A 22,490-nucleotide genomic window follows, 5' to 3' on the forward strand; every position below is an offset into this window, starting at 1 on the left:
GTGACGATGCACGGTGAATGACGACAAGCTCCGGGACTACCTCAAGCGGGCGGCAGCCGACCTGCACCGCACCAAGCAGCGTCTCGGCGAGGCCGAGGCAAGGAACCGCGAACCGGTCGCCGTCGTGGCGATGGGCTGCCGCTACCCCGGCGGCGTACGCACCCCCGAGGACCTGTGGCGGCTCGTCGCCTCGGGCACCGACGCGATCACCGGATTCCCCGCCGACCGGGGCTGGGACCTCGACGCCCTGCACGACCCGGCGGGGGAGCGTCCCGGCACCACCTACAGCGCCGAAGGTGGCTTCCTCGACGATGTCGCCGCGTTCGACCCGGCCTTCTTCGGGATCTCCCCGCGCGAGGCGCTCGCCATGGACCCGCAGCAGCGGCTGTTCCTGGAGACCACCTGGGAGACCTTCGAGCGCGCCGGGATCGACCCGCACACCCTGCGCGGCAGCCGCACCGGTGTCTTTGCCGGAGTGATGTACCAGGACTACGCCGCCCGCCTCGGCCAGGTGCCCGACGACATCCAGGGCTACCTCGGCAACGGCAGCTCCGACAGCGTCGCCTCGGGCCGCATCGCCTACACCTTCGGCCTCGAAGGGCCCGCCGTCTCCGTCGACACGGCCTGCTCCTCCTCGCTCGTCGCCCTGCACCTGGCCTGCCAGGCGCTGCGGCACGGCGACTGCACGCTCGCCCTCGCCGGCGGCGCCATGGTGATGTCGACACCCGTGCCGTTCGTCGAGATGAGCCGCCAGAACGGCCTGGCCTCCGACGGCCGCTCCAAGTCCTTCGCGGCCACCGCCGACGGCACCGGCTGGGGCGAGGGCGTCGGCATGCTCCTCTTGGAGCGCCTCAGTGACGCGCGGCGCAACAACCACCCCGTCCTCGCCGTCGTCCGCGGCTCCGCCGTCAACCAGGACGGCGCGAGCAGCCGCCTCACCGCCCCCAACGGCCCCTCCCAGCAGCGCGTCATCCGTCAGGCCCTGGAGAACGCCCGCCTCGCCGCGGCCGACATCGACGTCGTCGAGGCGCACGGCACCGGCACCCCGCTCGGCGACCCCATCGAAGCCCAGGCGCTGCTGGCCACCTACGGCCGTGCGCACTCGGCAGGGCAGCCGCTGCTGCTCGGCTCCCTGAAGTCGAACATCGGCCACACCCAGGCCGCCGCCGGAGTGGGCGGCGTCATCAAGATGGTCCTCGCCATGCGGCACGGGGTGGTGCCGCCCTCGTTGCACGCCCAGGACCCGACACCGCAGGTCGACTGGTCCCCGGGGACCGTACGGCTCGTCACGGAGACCGTCCCGTGGCCCGCTACCGGGCGTCCCCGCCGTGCCGCCGTGTCGTCCTTCGGGGTCAGCGGCACCAACGGCCACGTCCTGCTGGAACAGGCCGAAGCCGCCGACGGGGCGCCCGCCGCCGAAGAGCCCGCCGACCGCCTCCGGGACACCGGCCCGCTGCCCTGGGTGCTCTCGGCCCGCAGCGTCGAGGCACTGCGGGCCCAAGCGGCCCTCCTCCACGCCCACCTGGAGAGCTCGCCCGGCCTCGACCCCGTGGACATCGGCCACACCCTGGCGACCCGCCGCGCGGCACACGAGCACCGGGCCGTCCTGGTCGGCGACGACCAGGACGCCCTGCTCGACCGGCTGCACGCACTGGCCGACGGAACCGACGCCGACGCGGACGCCGGGGCGCACAGGGCCGCCCGCCCGGGCGAGGCGGTCGCCTTCGTCTTCCCCGGCCAGGGCGCCCAGTGGCCCGGCATGGCCCGCGAACTCCTCGACAGCTCGACCGAGTTCGCCGCCCGCATGAACGCCTGCGCCGATGCCCTCGCCCCGCACGTCGACTGGTCCCTGACCGACGTCATCCGCGAGGCACCCGGCGCGCCCGGGCTGGACCGCGTGGACGTCGTCCAGCCCGCCCTGTTCGCGGTGATGGTCTCCCTCGCCGCGATGTGGCGCGCGCACGGCGTCGAGCCCGACGCCGTGGCCGGGCACAGTCAGGGCGAGATCGCCGCCGCCTGCGTGGCCGGGGCGCTGACCCTCGACGACGCGGCCAAGGTCGTCGCGCTGCGCGCCAAGGCGCTCCGCGCGCTGGCCGGAGACGGCGGTATGGCCTCGGTGTCCCTGCCCGTGGACCGCGTACGCGAACGCATCGCGCCCTGGGGCGAGCGGCTGGCGGTCGCCGCCGTCAACGGCCCCGAATCCGTGGTCGTCTCCGGCGCCCCCGAAGCGCTCGCCGCCCTGCTCGCCGCCCTGGACGCGGAGGGCGTACGAGCCCGCTCCGTAGATGTCGATTACGCCTCGCACGGCCCCCAGGTCGAGGCGATCCGCGACCAACTGCACTTCGACTTGCGGGACATCACGCCCCGGCCCGCCGACGTGCCCTTCTACTCGACGGTCACCGGCGGCCTCCTCGACACCACCGGACTCGACGCCGCGTACTGGTTCACCAACCTGCGCCACACCGTGCAGTTCGAGCAGACCACACGCGCCCTGCTCGCCGACGGCCACCGCGTCCTGCTCGAAGTCAGCCCGCACCCCGTGCTGACCGGCGCCCTCCAGGACACCGCCGCAGTCGCCGCCACCGACGCCCTTGCCACCGGCACCCTGCGCCGCGGCGACGGCGGCCCGCGACGCTTCCTCACCTCCCTCGGCGAACTGCACACGCGCGGCGTCCCCGTCGACTGGCAGGCCGTCTTCGGCGGGCTGCACCCCCGCAGGGCCGACCTGCCCACCTACGCCTTCCAACGGCAGCGCTACTGGCTGGAGGACGGCGCAGGCCCCACGGGTGACGCGGCCTCGGTCGGACTCGTCCCCTCCGGCCACCCCCTCCTCGGCGCGGTCGTCACCCTCGCCGACAGCGACGGTCTCCTGCTCACCGGCAGGCTCTCGCTGCGCACCCACCCCTGGCTCGCCGACCACACCGTGCAGGGCAGTGCCCTGCTTCCCGGCACCGCCTTCCTTGAACTGGCCGTCCTGGCCGGGGACCGCACCGGCTGCGCCCACGTCGACGAACTCACCCTCGAAGCACCTCTGGTGCTGCCGCCCCTCGGCGGCGTCATGCTGCGCCTGTCCGTCGACGCCCCCGGCCCCGACGGCAGCCGGGCCCTCACCCTGCACTCGCGGCCCGACGACCCCGACACCGACGAGGACTGGACGCGCCACGCGACCGGCGTCCTCACCCCCACCGCACCGACCCCCGCGCGGGACACGAGCGCGGACCTCACCGCCTGGCCCCCGCCCGGCGCCACACCCCTCGACCTCGACGGCATGTACGAGCGCTACGCCGAGGGCGGCTTCGCCTACGGCCCCGTCTTCCAGGGCCTGACGGCCGCCTGGCGGCACGGCGACGAGCTGTTCGCCGAGGCCGTGCTCCCCGCCGAAACGCGCCAGGACGCCACCGCGTTCGCCCTGCACCCGGCGCTGCTCGATGCCGCCCTGCACGTCAGCGGGCTGACCGCCGACGATGCGGTGGACGAGGGGAGCGGCGGCGGGCGCATGCCGTTCGTGTGGAGCGGCACGACGCTGCATGCCTCCGGCGCCGCCGCCCTGCGCATCCGCCTCACCCGCACGGGCGAGGACACCCTTGCGCTCGAAGCCGCCGACGCCACGGGCAGCCCCGTCGTCTCCGTCGCCTCCCTGAGGCTGCGGCCCGCCGCGGTTCCCGCCGGGCAACCGGCGCACCATGACGCGCTGTTCCGTGTGGAGTGGGTGGAGGCCGGCTGCCCCGCGGCGCGCCCGGACACCGCCTGGGCGGTCATCGGCGCCGAAGACACCGAAGGCGACTGGGCCGTACCGGACGGCACCGCGGCGGCCCCGACGGCCCACGCCGACGTCACCGCTTTCCTCGCCGCACTCGACGCCGGTGCCGCCGCCCCGGACGTTGCCCTCCTGCCGGTGCCGTCCCTGTCCGGCGGCGCCCCCGACGACGTACCGGATGACCTGCGAGACGTGCACGCGGCCGTCCACCACGCCCTGGACGCCCTGCAGACCTGGCTCGCCGACGAACGCCTCTCCGGCACCCGCCTCGTCCTCGTCACCCGGGGCGCGGTGTCCACCGACCCCGGCCGGAGCCCCGCCGACCCGGCCCGTGGTGCCGTGTGGGGCCTGGTGCGCTCGGCCCAGTCCGAACACCCCGGGCGCTTCGGCCTCCTGGACCTGGACCCGGACCCGCAGTCGGCCGATGGGGAGCCCGGCGGGTCGTGGGGCGCGGCCGTCGCCGCGGTCCTGGCCGCCGTAGAGCCCCAACTCGCCCAGCGCGGCGGCATCGTGCGCGCGCCCCGCCTGGCCAGGGTCCCGGCCGCCGACCCGGTCCCGGCCGCCCTCGACCCGGAGGGCACGGTCTTGGTCACCGGAGGCACCGGACTCCTCGGCTCCCACGTCGCCCGGCACCTGGTGACCCGGCACGGCGTCCGCCGACTGCTCCTGACCAGCCGCAGCGGGCCCGCCGCCCCCGGCGCCGCCGGAATCGCGGACGAACTCACCGCGCTCGGAGCCCAGGTCACCGTCACCGCCTGCGACGCGGCCGACCGTGCCGCGCTCGCCACCCTCCTCGACGGCATCCCCGCCGAACACCCGCTGACGGCCGTCGTGCACGCCGCGGGCGCCCTCGACGACGGCGTCCTCACCTCGCTGACCCCCGAGCGGGTGGACACCGTGCTGCGCCCCAAGGCCGACGCCGCGCTCCATCTGCACGAGCTCACACGGGAGTCGAACCTCGCGGCGTTCGTCCTCTTCTCCTCCGCCGCGGGCACCTTCGGCGGACCCGGCCAGGGCAACTACGCCGCCGCCAACGCCTTCCTCGACGCCCTGGCCCAGCGGCGGCACGCGCTCGGCCTGCCCGCGCACTCCCTGGCCTGGCCCCTGTGGGAGCAGCGCTCCGCGCTCACCGGGCACATCGGTGACGCCGACGTGCGCCGCCTGGCCCGCTCGGGCATGCCGCCGCTCACCACCGAAGAGGGCCTCGCCCTCTTCGACACCGCCCTGACCGTCGAGACCCCGGCGCTCGTGCCGCTCCGGCTCGACACCCGGGCCCTGCGCGCCCGGGCCGCGGCGGGCGAGCCGGTGCCCGCGCTGCTGAGGGGCCTCGTGCGCGTCCCCGTCCGGCGCGCCGCGGCGGCCGGACCCGCCACGCCCGGGGCCGGTTCCCTGACCGAGCGCCTCGACGCGCAGCCGGAGGCCGAACGCCTGCGCACCCTGGTGCAACTGGTCTGCGCGCAGGCCGCCGCCGTCCTCGGGCACGCCCCCGGCGACACCGTCGACCCGGCGCGCGCCTTCCGCGACCTCGGCTTCGACTCGCTGGCCTCGGTGGAGCTGCGCAACCGGCTCACCGCCGCCACCGGACTGCGCCTGCCCGCCACGCTCGTGTTCGACCACCCCTCACCTGCCGCGCTCGCCGCCCAGCTGCGCGATGAACTGGCAGGCGGCGATACGCCTGCGAGCGCGCCGTACAGCGCAGGCGCGGCCCCCGCCCCCGGCGCCGACGAACCGGTCGCCATCGTCGCGATGGGCTGCCGCTTCCCCGGCGGCGTGCGCACACCGGACGACCTGTGGCGGCTCATCGCCTCCGGCACCGACGGCATCGGGGCCTTTCCCGCCGACCGCGGCTGGGACCTCGACGCGCTCTACGACCCCGACCCCGCCCACACCGGCACCTCCTATGTCCGCGAGGGCGGCTTCCTCAGCGGCCCGGGGGACTTCGACGCCGACTTCTTCGGCATCTCCCCGCGCGAAGCCATCGCGATGGACCCGCAGCAACGCCTGCTCCTCGAGATCACCTGGGAGGCGATCGAGCGTGCCGGGATCGACCCGGCCGCGCTGCGCGGCACGGCCGCCGGGGTCTTCGTCGGGCTCATGCAGCAGGATTACGCGGTACGGCTCCTGCCCCACATCCCCGAGGACGTCGAAGGCTTCCTCGGCACCGGCAACTCCGGCAGCATCGTCTCCGGCCGCATCGCCTACACCTTCGGTCTCGAAGGTCCCGCGCTGACCATCGACACCGCCTGCTCCTCCTCGCTGGTGGCGCTGCACACCGCGGTGCAGTCGCTGCGCCGCGGGGAGTGCGAACTGGCGCTGGCGGGCGGCGTCACGGTGATGTCGAGCCCCGAACTGTTCGTGGAGTTCAGCCGACAGGGCGGCCTCGCGGCCGACGGGCGCTGCAAGTCGTTCGCGGCGGCCGCCGACGGCACCGCGTTCGGCGAGGGCGCGGGCATGCTGGTCCTGGAGCGCCTCTCCGACGCACGGCGCAACGGCCACCCCGTCCTCGCGGTCGTCCGCGGCTCCGCGGTGAACCAGGACGGCGCGAGCAACGGCCTGACCGCACCCCACGGCCCCTCCCAGCAGCGCGTCATTCGTGCGGCCCTCGCCGACGCCGGGCTCGGCGCCCAGGACGTCGACGCCGTGGAGGCGCACGGCACGGGCACCACGCTCGGTGACCCCATCGAGGCGCAGGCCCTGCTCGCCACGTACGGCCAACAGCGCCCCGAGGGGCGGCCGTTGTGGCTCGGGTCGCTGAAGTCCAACATCGGGCACACCTCGGCGGCCGCCGGTGTCGGTGGCGTCATGAAGATGGTCCTCGCGATGCGGCACGGCCTGCTTCCCAGGACGCTGCACCTGGACGAGCCGACACCCCAGGTGGACTGGGACGCGGGCAGCGTACGGCTGCTCACCGAGGCGCGCCCCTGGGACGGCGGTCCGGGCGGCGACGGGACGCGCCGGGCCGGTGTCTCCTCCTTCGGCGTCAGCGGCACGAACGCCCACGTCATCCTGGAACGGGCCGCCGAGGCGCAGCCGCCCGCACGCCCGGCCCCCGACCCCCGTACGCCGATGCCCTGGACGCTGTCGGCCAAGACCCCCGAGGCCCTGCGGGCCCAGGCCGCCCAACTGCTGGCCCAGTGCACCGAAAGCCCTCACACGGAAACGGAAACCGACGGCACGGAAGACCTCCAGGCGGAAACCCTCCGCACGGAAGAGGTCCGCACCGACGACATCGGCCTCTCCCTCGCCGTCACCCGCGCCCGCCACCAGCACCGCGCCGTGCTGGTCGGCGGCCGTGAGCAACTCCTCGCAGGCCTGAGGGCACTGGCCGCGGGCGAGCCGGACGCGTCCGTCGTGACGGGCACCGCCACGGCCGCCGGTGGCCGTACCGTGTTCATGTTCCCCGGGCAGGGCTCGCAGTGGGCGGGCATGGCCCGGCAACTCCGCGCGGAGTCACCGGAGTTCGCCGAGTCCATGCGCCGCTGCGAGGCCGCGCTCGCGCCCTACGCCGACGGCTGGTCGCTGACCGGTGCCGTACGTGACGGCACCGGACTCGACCGGGTCGACGTGGTGCAGCCCGCCCTCTTCGCCGTCCTGGTGTCCCTGGCCCGCCTCTGGGAGACGTTCGGGGTCGTCCCGGACGCCGTGGTGGGCCACAGCCAGGGCGAGATCGCCGCCGCGGTGGTGGCCGGTGCGCTGACCCTGGAGGACGGCGCGCGGGTCGTGGCGCTGCGCAGCCGGGCCATCGCCGCCCGACTGGCCGGGGACGGCGGAATGGTGTCCCTCGCCCTGACGGAGGCGGCGGCCGGGGAACGCATCGCAGCCTGGGGCGAGCGCCTGTCCGTGGCGGCCGTCAACGGCCCCTCCACGGTCGTCGTCTCCGGCGACCCGCGAGCTCTGGACGAACTCCTCGCCCGCTGCGAGAGCGACGGCGTCCGGGCCCGCCGCATCGACGTCGACTACGCCTCGCACTCCGCGCACGTGGAGCGGATCGAGACGGAACTGCACACGGCGCTGGACGGCCTCGCCCCGGCCACCGGCAGGATCCCGCTGTTCTCCACGGTCACGGGCGACTGGCTGGACACCTCCGCCATGGACGCCCGCTACTGGTACACCAACCTCCGTGGCACGGTGCGCTTCGAAGACGCCGTACGCACCCTGGCCGCGGAAGGCTTCGCCGCCTACGTCGAGATCAGCCCGCATCCCGTACTGGCCATGGCGGTCGAGGAGACGCTGGAGGCGGTGCACGCACCCGGCGCGGTGTCCGGGACGCTGCGGCGCGAGGAGGGCGGCATGGACCGCGTGCTCCTCTCCCTCGGCCAGGCACATGCCAACGGCGTCGAGGTGGACTTCACGCCTGTCTTCGCGCGCACCGGAGCCGCCCGCGTCGCGTTGCCCACCTACCCCTTCCAGGAGCAACGCCTCTGGCTCGACGTACCGGCCACGAGCTGGGACGTCGCCTCCGCCGGACTCGGCGCGACAGGACACCCCCTGCTCGGCGCCGCCGTCGAACTCGCCGACTCCGGCGAGCTGCTGTTCAGCGGCAGGCTCTCGCTGCGCACCCACCCCTGGCTGGCCGAGCACACCGTCCAGGACGTTGCGCTGCTGCCCGGCAGCGCCTTCCTGGAGCTCGCCCTGCGCGCCGCAACCGGCGCCGACGGCACGGGCGTGGACGAGCTCACCCTCCAAGCGCCGCTCGTCCTGCCCGAGGAGGGCGCCGTCCTCGTCCAGGTCCGGCTCACGGCCGCCGACGCGGACGGCAGCCGGGCGCTGAGCCTCTTCTCCCGCACGGAAGGGGACGCCGCGTCCGGAGCCCCCTGGACCCTCCACGCCACCGGCACCGTCGCCACCGCGGCCCGGGAGCCGGGCCCCGCCCTGATCGCCTGGCCGCCCCCCGGCGCCGAACCCGTCGACACCGCCGACCTCTACGAACGCTTCGCCGCCGCCGGATACGCCTACGGGCCCACGTTCCAGTGCATCCGCGCCGCCTGGCACCGCGAGGGTGAGATCTTCGCCGACCTCGTCCTCGACGAGCGCCAGCACGCGGACGCCGCCGGATACCTCCTGCATCCGGCGCTCCTGGACGCCGCCCTGCAGAGCGCCGCGCTCCTGCCCGGCCAGGACGGCGCCGCACGCCTCCCGTTCAGCTGGAACGACGTCACCGTCCACGGCACCGGGGCCACCAGCCTGCGGGCCCGGGTCACCGCCGACGGACCGACGGCCGTCGGCCTGACCGTGTACGACCTCGCGGGCCAGGAAATCCTCGCGGCCGCCTCCCTCGACCTGCGCCCCGTCGAGGCCGACGCCCTGACCCCGACACGACCGGGCCGGGACGGACTGCACCGCCTGGAGTGGGTGCCCGCCCCCGTCAACGGCGCAGAGGAGTACGAGAGTTGGGGGCTGCTCGGCGACGCGCTCTCCGGGGTCGCCACGGACGACGCCACCCGCTGGCCCTCGCTCACCGCCTTCCGGGCCGACACGGACACCACCGCTCCCGCCCTCGTCGTCACGGACTGCCCGCTCCCCTCCGAAGACGGCGACGACGGCGATAACGGCGACCCGGCCGGGCTGCTGCGCGCCACCACCGCCGCGTGCCTCGGTCTCGTACAGGAATGGCTGGCGGACGAGCGGTGCGCGGACACCACCCTGGCAGTTCTCACCCACGGTGCCGTACGCACCAACCCCGGTGACCGGACAGCGGCGGGCGCCTGGACGCAGTCCGGGGCGTGGGGTCTGCTGCGGAGCGCGCAGAGCGAGCACCCCGGCCGTTTCGTCCTGGTGGACCTCGACGACCGGCCCGAGTCGCACGCCGCCGTCACCGAGGCGCTCGCCGCGGCCCGCGCGGCGGGTGAGGATCAACTGGCCCTGCGTGCGGGCGAGATGCTCGTACCGCGCCTGACCGCCGACGCGCCCAAGGGCACCCTCGCACCACCGCCGGACGAGCCCTGGCAGATCGGGCTCGCGGGGCAGGGCGCCGTGGACGGGCTCAGCGTCGTCCCCGCACCCACCGCCCAGGCGCCGCTCGAAGAAGGGCAGGTCCGCGTCGCCGTGCGCGCCGCCGGGCTCAACTTCCACGACGTGGTCGTCTCGCTCGGCCTCGACCCCGACCAGCCGGTGCTCGGCAGCGAAGGCGCGGGCGCCGTCCTCGAAGTGGGGCCCGGAGTCGACGACTTGGCGCCCGGCGACCGGGTGATGGGCGTGTTCGGCGGGGCGTTCGGACCCGTCGCCGTCGCCGACCGGCGCACCTTGGCCCGCATCCCCGCCGGATGGACCTACGCGCAGGCCGCGGCAGTGCCCATCGCCTTCCTCACCGCCTACTACGGCATGTTCGACCTCGGCGGCCTCAAGCGCGGCCAGTCGGTCCTGGTGCACGCCGCCACCGGCGGGGTCGGCACGGCCGCCGTGCAACTGGCCCGGCACGCCGGAGCCGAGGTCTACGCCACGGCGAGCCCCGCCAAGTGGGACGTCCTGCGGGCGGCCGGACTCGACGCCGCGCACACCGCATCCACCCGCACCCTGGACTTCGCCGAGCACTTCCTCGACGCCACCGACGGCAGGGGAGTCGACGTCGTACTGGACTGCCTGGCACGGGAGTTCGTCGACGCGTCCCTGACCCTGCTGCCGCGCGGCGGACGCTTCGTGGAGATGGGCAAGACCGACGTGCGCGACGCCGACACGGTGGCCCGCGAACACCCCGGCGTGCACTACCGGGCCTTCGACCTGATGGAGGCGGGCCCCGAACGCATCGGCGCCATGCTCACCGAAGTGCTCTCCCTCTTCGAACAGGGCGTACTCACCCCGCTGCCCCTCACCTGCTGGGACCTGCGGCAGGCCCCCGAGGCGTTCCGCCACCTCGGCCAGGCGCGGCACATCGGCAAGAACGTCCTGACCCTGCCCGCGCCCCTCGACCCGGACGGCACCGTCCTCATCACCGGCGGCACCGGCACCCTCGGCTCCCGCGTCGCCCGCCACCTGGCCACCGCACACGGCGTACGCCACCTCCTGCTCACCGGGCGCAGGGGAGCCGAAGCCCCCGGCGCCACGGAACTCCAGGACGAACTCGCCGCGGCGGGCGCCGAGGCCCGCGTCGTGGCATGCGACCTCACCGACCCGGCCGCCCTCGCGGACCTGCTGTCCGGTGTGCACCCACAGCACCCGCTCACCGGGGTCGTGCATGCCGCGGGTGTCCTCGACGACGGCGTCCTGACCGCTCTGACGCCCGACCGCCTCGACCACGTCATGCGGCCCAAGGCGGATGCCGCACTCGCCCTGCACGAGGCGACCCGCGGCAGCGACCTCGCGGCGTTCGTGCTCTTCTCCTCCGGCGCCGCCCTGCTCGGCGGCGCGGGCCAGGCGGGCTACGCCGCCGCCAACGCCGCCCTGGACGCCCTGGCGGCCCGGCGCCGCGCCGAAGGACTGCCCGCCGTGTCCATCGGCTGGGGCATGTGGGAGGAGCGCAGCACCCTGACCGCGCACCTCACGGACGCCGACGTGCGCAAGATGGCCCGTGGCGGTGTGGGCGCCCTGAGCACCGCGGCGGCCCTGCGGCTCTTCGACGCGGCGCTGCGCGCCGAAGCGCCGTACGCCTTCGCGGCCGACGTCGACACGGCCGCGCTCAGGGCGGCAGCGGCGAGCGGCACGCCCGTGCCCGCACTGCTCAGCACCCTGGTCCGCGCCCCACGGCGGCGCACCCCGACCGCCGCCCCGACGGGCCCTTCGCTCGCCGACCGGCTGTCCGGACTTCCCCCCGCCGAGGCACACCGGGTCCTGGTCGATCTCGTACGAGGCCACGCCGCCGCCGTACTCGGCCACACCTCCGCCGAACTGATCAGCCCGGTCCGCCCGTTCAAGGAGCTGGGCTTCGACTCCCTGACCGGCGTCGAGCTCCGCAACCGCCTGATGGCCGCGACCGGACAGCGCCTGCCCGCCGCGCTCGTCTTCGACCACCCCACCTCAGAGGCCCTCGCCCGCCACCTCGCCGCCACGGTCCTGCCCGGCGACGCGACCGGCGTTCCCGCGGCCCTCGCCGAACTGGACCGGCTCGACGCGCTCGTGACCGAGGCGGCGCGCGGCGGCGCGGCCGGTGGGGAGATCCGGTCCGAGCTCGCCCGCCGACTGCGCGGCGCCCTCGACCGGCTCGCCGCGGGGGAGGGCGGCGACGGCCAAGAGGGCGGGGCCGACAGCCCGGACGCCATCGAGTCCGCCACCAACGAAGAGATCTTCGACCTCATCGACAAGGAGCTGGGCATCTCGTGAGTCCCGTACAGAACGTGACCGCCGTGCGGACGGACGGAGGAGCCCGGTGAGCGAGCAGAAACTGCGCGACTACCTCAACCGCGTCACCATCGACCTGAAGGAGACCCGCCGCAGGCTGCGCGAGGCCGAGGCCAGGAACCAGGAGCCGATCGCCGTCGTCTCGATGAGCTGTCGCTTCCCGGGCGGTGCCCGCACCCCCGAGGAGCTGTGGGAGCTGCTCGTCGCGGGCCGCGACACCGTCACCGGCATCCCCGGCGACCGCGGCTGGGACACCGCAGGCCTCGGCGCCGACGGGGTGCCGTGCCAGGGCGCGTTCATCGACGGGGCCGCCGACTTCGACGCCGAGTTCTTCGCCGTCTCCCCGCACGAGGCGCTGGCGATGGACCCGCAGCAGCGCCTGCTGCTCCAGAGCGCCTGGGAGGCGATCGAGCGCGGCGGCATCGATCCGGCGTCCCTGCGCGCCACCCGCACCGGCGTGTTCGCCGCGGCCATCGACCAGGGATACGCCCAACTGGGCGCCGGAGCCCCCGAGACCGTCCAGGGCTTCCTGATGACCGGCAACTCGATGAGCGTCATGTCCGGGCGCGTCGCCTACGCCCTGGGACTCGAAGGCCCCGCCGTCACCGTCGACACCGCCTGCTCCTCCTCCCTGGTGGCCCTGCACCAGGCGGCTGCGGCACTGCGCAACGAGGAGTGCACGCTCGCGCTGGCCGGGGGCGTGACGGTGATGTCACGGCCGTCCGTCTTCACCGAGTTCAGCCGCCAGGGCGCCATGTCCGGCGACGGCCGCTGCAAGCCCTTCTCCGCCACCGCCGACGGCACCGGCTGGGGCGAGGGCGTGGGCATGCTCCTGCTCGAACGGCTCTGCGACGCCCGACGCAACGGCCATCCGGTCCTCGCCGTGCTGCGCGGCTCCGCCGTCAACCAGGACGGCGCGAGCAACGGCCTGACCGCCCCCAACGGCCCTTCGCAGGAACGCGTCATCCGCGCCGCCCTCGCCGACGCGGGCCTGACCGCCGCCGACATCGACACCGTGGAGGCGCACGGCACCGGCACCACCCTCGGCGACCCCATCGAGGCCGACGCACTGCTCGCCACCTACGGTCGGCACCGGTCGGCGGAGCAGCCGTTGTGGCTCGGCTCGCTGAAGTCCAACATCGGTCACACGCAGGCCGCCGCCGGTGTCGCGGGCGTCATCAAGACCGTCCTGGCCCTGCGCGCCGGACTGCTGCCGCGCACCCTGCACCTCACCGAGCCGACCCCGCACGTCGACTGGACGTCGGGCGCGGTCGCCCTGCTGGCCGAGGCCCAGGAGTGGCCGCGTACCGGCAGGCCGCGCCGCGCGGGTGTCTCCTCGTTCGGGATGAGCGGCACCAACGCCCACGTCATCCTCGAACAGGCCCCCGAAGACGAGCGGACGGCGGCCGCGGAGCCCGGCCCGGCGGCCCCCGCCGTCGTTCCCTGCGTGGTCAGCGGGCGCACCGCCGCCGCCCTGCGCGACCAGGCCGCACGTCTGGGCGCCCGGCTCGCCGCCGACCCCCGGGCCCGCCCGGAAGACATCGGATACTCGCTGGCCACCACCCGCACCGCCTTCGAGCACCGCGCCGTCGTGACGGCGGGAGACCGGGCGGAACTGGCCGACGGCCTCGCCGCACTGGCCCGCGACGAGACGCTGACCACGGCCGCCGTCACCGGCTGCGCCGAACCACCGCCGGGCCGCGTCGCCCTGGTCTTCCCCGGCCAAGGCGCCCAGTGGCCCGGCATGGGCCGCGAACTCCTCGACACCGCACCGGCCTTCGCCCGGTCCATGGCCTCCTGCGAGGAAGCCCTGACCGGCCTGGTCGACTGGTCCCTGCGCGACGTCGTGCGCGGCGCACCCGGCGCCGCCTCCCTGGACCGGGTCGACGTCGTCCAGCCCGCCCTGTTCGCCATGATGGTCTCGCTCGCCGACCTGTGGCGCTCCTGGGGCGTCGAACCCGACGCCGTCGTCGGACACAGCCAGGGCGAGATCGCCGCCGCGGTGGTCGCCGGGGCGCTGTCCCTGGAGGACGGCGCGAAGGTCGTCGCGCTGCGCAGCCGCGCCATCGCCGCCCTCGACGCCGACGGCGGCATGGTCTCCCTCGCTCTGCCCCTCGCCCGGGCCGAGCGGGAGATCGCCCCCTGGGGGGAGCGGATCTCGGTCGCCGCCGTCAACGGCCCCACCGCCGTGGTGGTCTCCGGCGACCGCGACGCCCTGGCCGAACTGGTCGCCGCCTGCCAGGAGCGCGACGTCCGGGCCCGCACCGTACCCGTCGACTATGCATCGCACTCGGCGCACGTCGAACGCGTCCGGGACGAGGTGCTGCACGCCCTCGCCGACCTCACCCCGCGCGCATCGCGCGTGCCGCTGATCTCCACGGTCACCGGCGACCGGCTCGACACCACCACGATGGACGCCGCGTACTGGTACCGGAACCTGCGCCACACCGTGCGCTTCGAAAGCGCCGTCCACACCCTGGCCGAGCAGGGCCACAGTGTGTTCCTGGAAGTGTCGCCGCACCCCGTCCTCACCATGCCCGTCCAGGACATCGCCGAGGACACGGGCGCCATCGACACCGTGGTCACCGGCACCCTGCGCCGCGACGAGGGCGGACTGCGCCGGGCCCTCACTTCCGCCGCACAGCTGTGGGTGCGCGGGGTGGCCGTCAACTGGCCTGCGGTGTACGAGAATTCCGGCGCCCAGCGGGTGGACCTGCCCACCTACCCCTTCCAGCAGCGCCGCCACTGGCTGCAGCCCGCCGCCTCCGGCGAGACGCCGACCGCGGACGACGGCGACTTCTGGCAGCTCGTCGAGCGCGGCGACGTGACCGAGGCCGCCGACGCGCTCGCCGTCGCCCCAGCAGCGCTCGGCCAGGTCCTGCCCGCCCTGGGCGACTGGCGCCGACGCCGGAGCGAGGCCGCCGTCACCGACGCCTGGCGCTACCGCGTCACCTGGCAACCCGTGCCCGAACCGCCCGCCGCCGCGCTCACCGGCCGCTGGCTGGTGGTCCTGCCGACCGCAGGGACCGCAACCGACGTGGCCCACGCGGCCGTTCAGGCCCTGGCCGAGCACGGCGCGGACGTCGTGACCGCCGAGTTCGACGGCTCCCTCAGCCAGGGCAACGGCAGCGACCGCACCCGCCTCGCCGCCACCTTGGCCGCCGCGTCCGGCGACGCCCCCCTCACCGGCGTCCTGTCGCTGCTCGCCCTCGCCGATGGGCCCCACCCCGGCCACCCGGCCCTGCCCACCGGCACCGCCCTCACCCTGGCCCTGGTCCAGGCGTTCGGCGACCTGGGCGCCACCGCCCCCCTGTGGTGCGCCACCGCCGGGGCCGTGTCCACCGGGCCGGACGACCCGCTCACCACCCCCGCCCAGGCCATGGCATGGGGTACCGGCATGGTCGCCGCCCTCGAACACCCCGCCCGCTGGGGCGGATTGATCGACCTGCCCGCCGTGCTCGACGCCCGCGCCCGCGAACGGCTGTGCGCCGCGCTGCACACGGCCGGCGAGGACCAGCTCGCGATCCGCCCCTCCGGCCTGTTCGCCCGCCGACTCGCCCGCGCCCCCCGCCCCGCGCGCCCCGCCCGCACCTGGAAGCCCCGCGGCACCGTGCTCCTGACCGGCGGCACCGGCGCCCTCGGCCCGCACCTGGCCCGCTGGCTGGCGCGCGGCGGCGCCGACCACCTCGTCATGCCGGGCCGACGCGGCACGGACGCCCCCGGCACGGCCGCACTGGCCGCGGAACTCGCCGAGTCCGGCACCCGCGTCACCTTCCCCGAGTGCGACCTGGCCGACCGCGCCCAGGTCGAAGCGCTCCTGTCCGCCCTCGACGCCGCGGGCACTCCGCCCACCGCCGTCGTGCACGCCGCCGCCTACATCGCCCTCGCACCCCTCGACACGATCCCCGTCGAGGCGTACGAACGCGTCGTCGCCGCCAAGGCCGCGGGAGCCGGACACCTCGACGCCCTCCTGGACCGTGAGCTCGACGCCTTCGTCCTGTTCTCCTCCATCGCGGGCGTCTGGGGCAGCGGCGACCACGGCGCCTACTCGGCCGCCAACGCCTACCTCGACGCGCTGGCACAGCACCGGCGCGCCCGCGGGCTGACCGCCACCACCGTCGACTGGGGCATCTGGCGTGCCGAGAACCCCTGGGCGCCCGCGGCCGATGCGGCCGACGCGGACCTGTTCAACCTCGAAGAGCACGGCCTCCCGCGGATCGACCCCGACCGTGCGCTCGCCGTCCTCCAGCAGATCCTCGACGACGACGAGACGCTGGTCACCGTCGCCGACGTCGACTGGGAACGGTTCGCCCCGGTCTTCACCGCGAGCCGCCCCAGTCCGCTGCTCCAGGGCGTCGCCGAAGCCCGGCAGGCCCTGGACGCCCAGGAGACCGGCACCACAACGGCGCCCGTCGCCAAGGAACTCCGCCAAAGTCTTGCCGCCCGAAGGCCCGCCGAACAGTCCCGCCTGCTGCTCGACCTCGTCCGCACCCACGCCGCCGCCGTCCTCGGCCACGACACCACCGATGCCGTACCCCCCGGGCGGGCCTTCCAGGACCTGGGGTTCGCCTCCCTGACCGCCGTCGAGCTGCGCAACAGGCTCAACACCGCCACCGGCCTGCGCCTGCCCTCGACCCTCGTCTTCGACCACCCCTCGGCGGCCGCGCTCTCCGCCCACCTCAAGAGCTGCCTGCTGGGTGCAGGCGCAGAGGGGACAGCGGAAGAGGCAGTGGCGGAAGAGACGGCCGCGGCGGCGGCCTCCGACGAACCCCTCGCGATCGTCTCCCTGGGATGCCGCCTGCCCGGCGGCATCAGCACCCCGGACGACCTGTGGCGGCTGCTCACCGGACGCGGCGACGCCGTCTCCGCTTTCCCCGCCGACCGGGGCTGGGACCTGGCGGAGCTCTACGACCCCGACCCCGACCACCCCGGCACCTCCACCACCCGGCACGGCGGATTCCTGCACGAAGCCGCCGAGTTCGACGCAGATTTCTTTGGGATCTCCCCGCGCGAGGCCCTCGCCATGGACCCCCAGCAGCGCCTCCTGCTGGAAACGTCTTGGGAAGCCCTCGAACGCGCGGGTCTCGACCCTGAGGCCCTGCGCGGCAGCCGCACCGGCGTCTTCACCGGCGTCAACTACAGCGACTACGCCTCCGCCGTGGCCCGCTCCACCGAAGGCGAAGGACACCTGCTCACCGGCAGCGCGCCCAGCGTGGTCTCCGGACGTGTCGCCTACACCCTCGGCCTCGAAGGTCCGGCGATCACTGTCGACACCGCCTGCTCGTCCTCCCTCGTCGCCCTGCACCTGGCAGCCCGCGCCCTGCGCGCGGGCGACTGCTCCCTCGCCCTGGTCGGCGGTGTCGCCGTGATGTCCACACCCGGCGCCCTCGTCAGCTTCTCCCGCCAGCGGGGGCTCGCCGCCGACGGTCGGTGCAAGGCCTTCTCCGACAGCGCCGACGGCATGGGCATGGGCGAGGGCGCGGGCGTACTGCTCGTCGAACGGCTCTCGGACGCCCGCCGCAACGGGCACCCCGTCCTCGCTGTCGTACGCGGCTCCGCCGTCAATCAGGACGGCGCGAGCAACGGCCTCGCGGCCCCCAACGGGCCGAGCCAGCAGCGCGTCATCCGGGCCGCACTCACCGACGCGGGCCTGACGCCCGCCGACGTCGACGTGGTCGAGGCCCACGGCACCGGCACCACCCTCGGCGACCCCATCGAGGCCCAGGCCCTCCTGGCCACGTACGGACAGGAACGGCCCGCGGAACACCCCCTGCTCATCGGCTCCCTGAAGTCCAACATCGGCCACACCCAGGCCCTGTCGGGCGTCGCGGGCGTCATGAAGACGGTCCTGGCCCTCGGCCACGGCACCGTCCCCGCGACCCTCCACGTCGACCGGCCCACCACCCACGTCGACTGGACCCAGGGCGCCGTGGCCCTCGCCACCGACACCACCCCCTGGCCGGACCGGGAGCGGCCGCGCCGTGCGGGCGTCTCCTCCTTCGGCCTGAGCGGCACCAACGCCCACGTCATCCTGGAACAGGCTCCGGTCATCCTGGAGCAGGCTCCGGTCATCCTGGAACAGGCCCCGGAGGAGACGAGCCCCGAACCCGCGGCGCCTCTGCCCGCCCCGATCGTGCCCTGGCTCCTGTCGGCGAGGTCCGCCGAGGCGCTCCAGGCCCAAGCCGCCCGGCTCCTGGACCACTTGACGCGCGGAGGCTCCAGCACCACCTGCGACGCCGCGGACGTCGCACTCTCCCTGGCCTCCCGCACCGCCTTCGAGCACCGGGCCGCCCTCGTCGCCGACCGGTCCCGGCTCCTGCCCGCCCTGGCGGAATGGGCCGCGGGTGCCACCCCCGCCTGCTCCGTGAGCGGCGTGCGGGACGGCGAAGGGCGCACCGTGCTGATCTTCCCGGGTCAGGGCTCGCAGTGGGCGGGCATGGCACGCCAACTGCTGACGGAATCAACGGAGTTCGCCGAGTCCATGCAGCAGTGCGAGGCCGCGCTCGCGCCCCATGCGCCGTGGGCGCTGCTCGACGTCGTCCGGTCCGGCGAAGGACTCGACCAGGTGGACGTGGTGCAGCCGGTGCTGTTCGCGGTGATGGTGTCCCTGGCCCGGCTGTGGGAGGCCTTCGGGGTGCTGCCCGACGCGGTGGTGGGGCATTCGCAGGGGGAGATCGCCGCCGCGGTGGTGGCGGGCGCCCTCTCGCTGGAGGACGGGGCGAAGGTGGTCGCGCTGCGCAGCCGGGCCATCGCCCGACTGGGCGGGCGGGGAGGGATGGTGTCCCTCGCCCTGTCGGCCCAGGAAGCGCGCGAACGCATCGCCGGGTGGGGCGAGCGGCTGTCCCTCGCGGCGGTCAACGGACCGTCCTCGGCCGTGGTCTCCGGCGACGCCGACGCCCTGGAGAAGCTGCTCGCCGCCTGCGAGGACGAAGGCGTACGCGCCCGCAGGATCGACGTGGACTACGCCTCCCACTCCGCCCACATGGAGAGCCTCGAAGCCGAGCTGCGCACGGCGCTCAAGGACATCGAGCCCGTCGCGAGCGACATCCCCCTGTACTCCACGGTGACCGGCGACTGGCTCGACACCACGACGATGGACGCGGGCTACTGGTACGCCAACCTCCGCCACACGGTGGACTTCGAGCCCGCGATCCGCGTGCTGGCAGGGGCGGGCTTCACCACGTACATCGAAGTGAGCCCGCACCCCGTCCTGACCCCGGCCGTCGAGGAGACCGTGCAGTCGACGGACACCGACGCGGCCGTCCTCGGCACACTGCGGCGCGACGAGGGCGGCATGGAGCGTCTGCTCCTGTCCCTCGCCACCGCCTGGGCGCACGGCAGCCCCGTCGACTGGCCGCGGCTGTTCGCGGACACCGCGGTCGTCCGCGTCGACCTGCCCACCTATGCCTTCCAGCACCGGCCCTACTGGGCCGTTCCCGACCCCACGGCCGGGGCGGGCGATGTCACGGCCGCGGGACTCGGCTCCCCGGCCCACCCACTCCTCGGCGCGTCCTTCGAGGTCGCGGGCACCGGCGAGACGCTGCTCAGCGGCCGTCTCTCGCTGCGCACCCACCCCTGGCTCGCCGACCACGCCGTATCGGGCGTCGTCCTGCTGCCCGGCGCCGCGTTCGTGGAACTGGCGGTACGGGCGGGCGACGAGACGGGCTGCCCCATCCTGGAGGAACTGACCCTGCAGGCACCCCTGGTGCTGCCCGCGAGCGGGGGAGTGCGGCTCCAACTGAGGGTCGGCGCCCCGGACGACACGGGTCGCCGCACCCTGGACGTCTTCTCCTGCCCGGAGGACACCCCGGAAGCGGGATGGACACCGCACGCCACGGGCATCGTCGCGGAACAGCCGGAGCACGGGGGACAGGCCGAGGCGGATGCGCTGTCGGAGCAGTCGGGGTACGCGAGCTGGCCCCCGCCCGGAGCCGTACCGGTCGACATCGAGGACCTGTACGAGCGCTTCGCCGCCTCCGGGTACGGCTACGGGACGGCGTTCCAGGGGCTGCGCGCCGCCTGGCGACGGGGCGACGAGCTGTTCACCGACGTACGGCTGCCCCAGGGCCAGCACGCGTCGGCCGCCGCCTTCGGAGTCCACCCCGCGCTCCTCGACGCGGCACTCCAGGGCCTGTGGCTGGGGCCGGGCGACGGCGCCGGGGCGGAGCTCGAACCGGGCACCGCGCGCCTGCCGTTCTCGTGGACCGGCGTGACCCTGCACGCGTCGGCCGCCACCGACCTGCGGGTACGCCTGTCCTGCGATCCCCGGCACCCCGTCTCGCTGCACGCCAGCGACCCGCTGGGGCGCCCGGTGGTCACCGTGGAGGAACTGGTGGTCCGGCCTGTCCACACCGACACACTGCGCTCGGCGACCGCCACCGCCCCGGCCCCGGCGCACGACTCCCTCTTCCGGCTGGAGTGGAACCCCGTGCCCGCCGCCGCGCCCACCACCCGGCCGCACCGCGCGCGCTGGGCCGCGCTCGGCGCCGAGGGCCTGCTGCCCGACACCCATCCGGACCTCGACGCTCTCGCCGCCGCTGTCACTCAGGGCGGGCCCGTGCCTGACGCCGTACTCGTGCCGTGCGACACGGCAGGGCAGGACGCCGAGGCCGTACGGGCCGCCGTACGCGCCACACTGACGCTGCTTCAGGCCTGGCTCTCCGACGACCGGTTCGCCGATGCCCGCCTGGTGTTCCTCACCAGGGGAGCCGTCGCGGCGGGCGCGGGCGAGGACGTGCCCGATCCGGCGGCCGCGGCGGCCCGCGGCCTGGTCCGCTCGGCCCAGTCCGAGCACCCCGGCCGCTTCCTCCTGGTGGACGCCGACGGGACGGACGACGACACGCTGCTCGCACTGCTGTCGGCGGGTCTCGACCTCGAAGAGCCCCAACTGGCCGTACGGGAAGGGGAGATGCTCGCCGCCCGGCTGGCCCGCGTGCCCGTGGCGGACGACCCGGACGCCATGCCGGTCACGGAGACCGCCTCGCCCGGCGCGGCGGCCCCCGCGCCGGACACCACGGTTCCCGGGCCCGGCTCCGAGCCCTCCGAGCCGCCCTCCGCGTCCCTCGATCCGAACGGCACGGTCCTCATCACCGGCGCGGGCGGGGCACTCGGCGCCCTCGTGGCCCGCCACCTCGCCGCCCGGCACGGCGCACGCCGACTGCTCCTGGCCGGACGCCGGGGCGGAGCGGCGCCCGGCGCCGCCGAGCTGCTCGCCGACCTCCAAGAGAGCGGCGTCCACGCCGAGTTCGCCGCGTGCGACGTCGCCGACCGCACCGCCGTGCAGCAGCTCGTCGCGGGCGTTCCCGCCGAGCACCCCCTGACCGCCGTCGTGCACGCCGCCGGTGTCCTCGACGACGGCGTCGTCACCTCGCTCACGCCCGAACGGCTCGACCCCGTGCTGCGCCCCAAGGTCGACGCGGCCCTTCACCTGCACGAACTCACCAAGGACCTGGACCTCGCTGCCTTCATCCTCTTCTCCTCCGCGTCGGCCGTGATCGGCAACGCGGGCCAGGGCAACTACGCGGCGGGCAACGCCTTCCTCGACGCCCTGGCACAGCGCCGCCGCCACCTCGGACTGCCTGCCACCGCACTGGCCTGGGGCCTGTGGGAGCGACGCGGCGAGATGACGGACACACTCGCCCCGACCGGGCTGCGCCGCATGACCCGCGGCGGCGTGAGCGCGCTCACCGACACCGAGGGCCTCGCCCTCTTCGACACCGCCCTGCGCCTCGACGACGCGCACCTGGTCCCCCTGCGCCTCGACCCCGCCCGGCTGCGGACACAAGCCGAGGCAGCGTCCCTGCCGCCGCTGCTGCGAGGCCTCGTCCGCGGCGCGCCCCGGCGCACGGCCGCCTCGGCCGACGCGGGCCGGGCCGCGTCGCTGCGGGAACACCTCGCGGTCCTGGGCGCCGAGGAGCGCACGGAGCGCGTCGGGGAACTGGTGCGGGCCCGCGTGGCGGACGTCCTCGGGCACGGCGGCGCCGACGCGATCGATCCCGAACGGGCCTTCAAGGACCTCGGATTCGACTCGCTGACCGCCGTCGACCTGCGCAACCGGCTGAACGCGGCGACCGGCCTGCGGCTGCCCGCCACCTTGGTCTTCGACCATCCGACACCGGCCGCCGTGGCCGCCCTGGTGGCCGCGCGCCTGGCACCCGCCTCCGAACCTCCGGCCGCGCCCGGCACCAACGGCACCGGTGGCCCGGACGGCACCCACGGGGACCGCGAGCTGCACCGCCGCCTGGCCGCGATCCCGGTCTCGCGCCTGCGCGACGCCGGTCTCCTGGACGCACTGCTGCGCCTGACGGATCCCGGCGCCCCCGAGAACCCCGCGGAGGACGCCGACGCGATCCGGGAGATGGAAGTGGACGGCCTGATCCGCATGGCCCTCGGCAACGCCGACGGCGACCCGGCCCCCCACGACGGAGACGGCAACCGTGGCTGATCCGGCACCGCACCCGAA

Annotated in this window: 2 protein-coding genes; both read left to right on the forward strand. The window is 75.2% G+C overall.

The features are described from left to right. Positions 1-13: 13 nt before the first annotated feature. The gene (locus ABZV77_RS34070; RefSeq protein ID WP_356265513.1) at positions 14-12,010 is read left to right on the forward strand and encodes an SDR family NAD(P)-dependent oxidoreductase; all 11,997 of its coding nucleotides are present in this window, start codon (positions 14-16) and stop codon (positions 12,008-12,010) included. A gap of 46 nt (positions 12,011-12,056) precedes the next feature. Next, positions 12,057-22,472, forward strand: a complete 10,416-nt coding sequence (locus ABZV77_RS34075; RefSeq protein ID WP_356265516.1) for a type I polyketide synthase — start codon at positions 12,057-12,059, stop codon at positions 22,470-22,472. The last annotated feature ends 18 nt before the right edge of the window (positions 22,473-22,490 follow it).

Source organism: Streptomyces sp. NPDC004732, from assembly GCF_040609235.1.
Classification (GTDB): domain Bacteria; phylum Actinomycetota; class Actinomycetes; order Streptomycetales; family Streptomycetaceae; genus Streptomyces.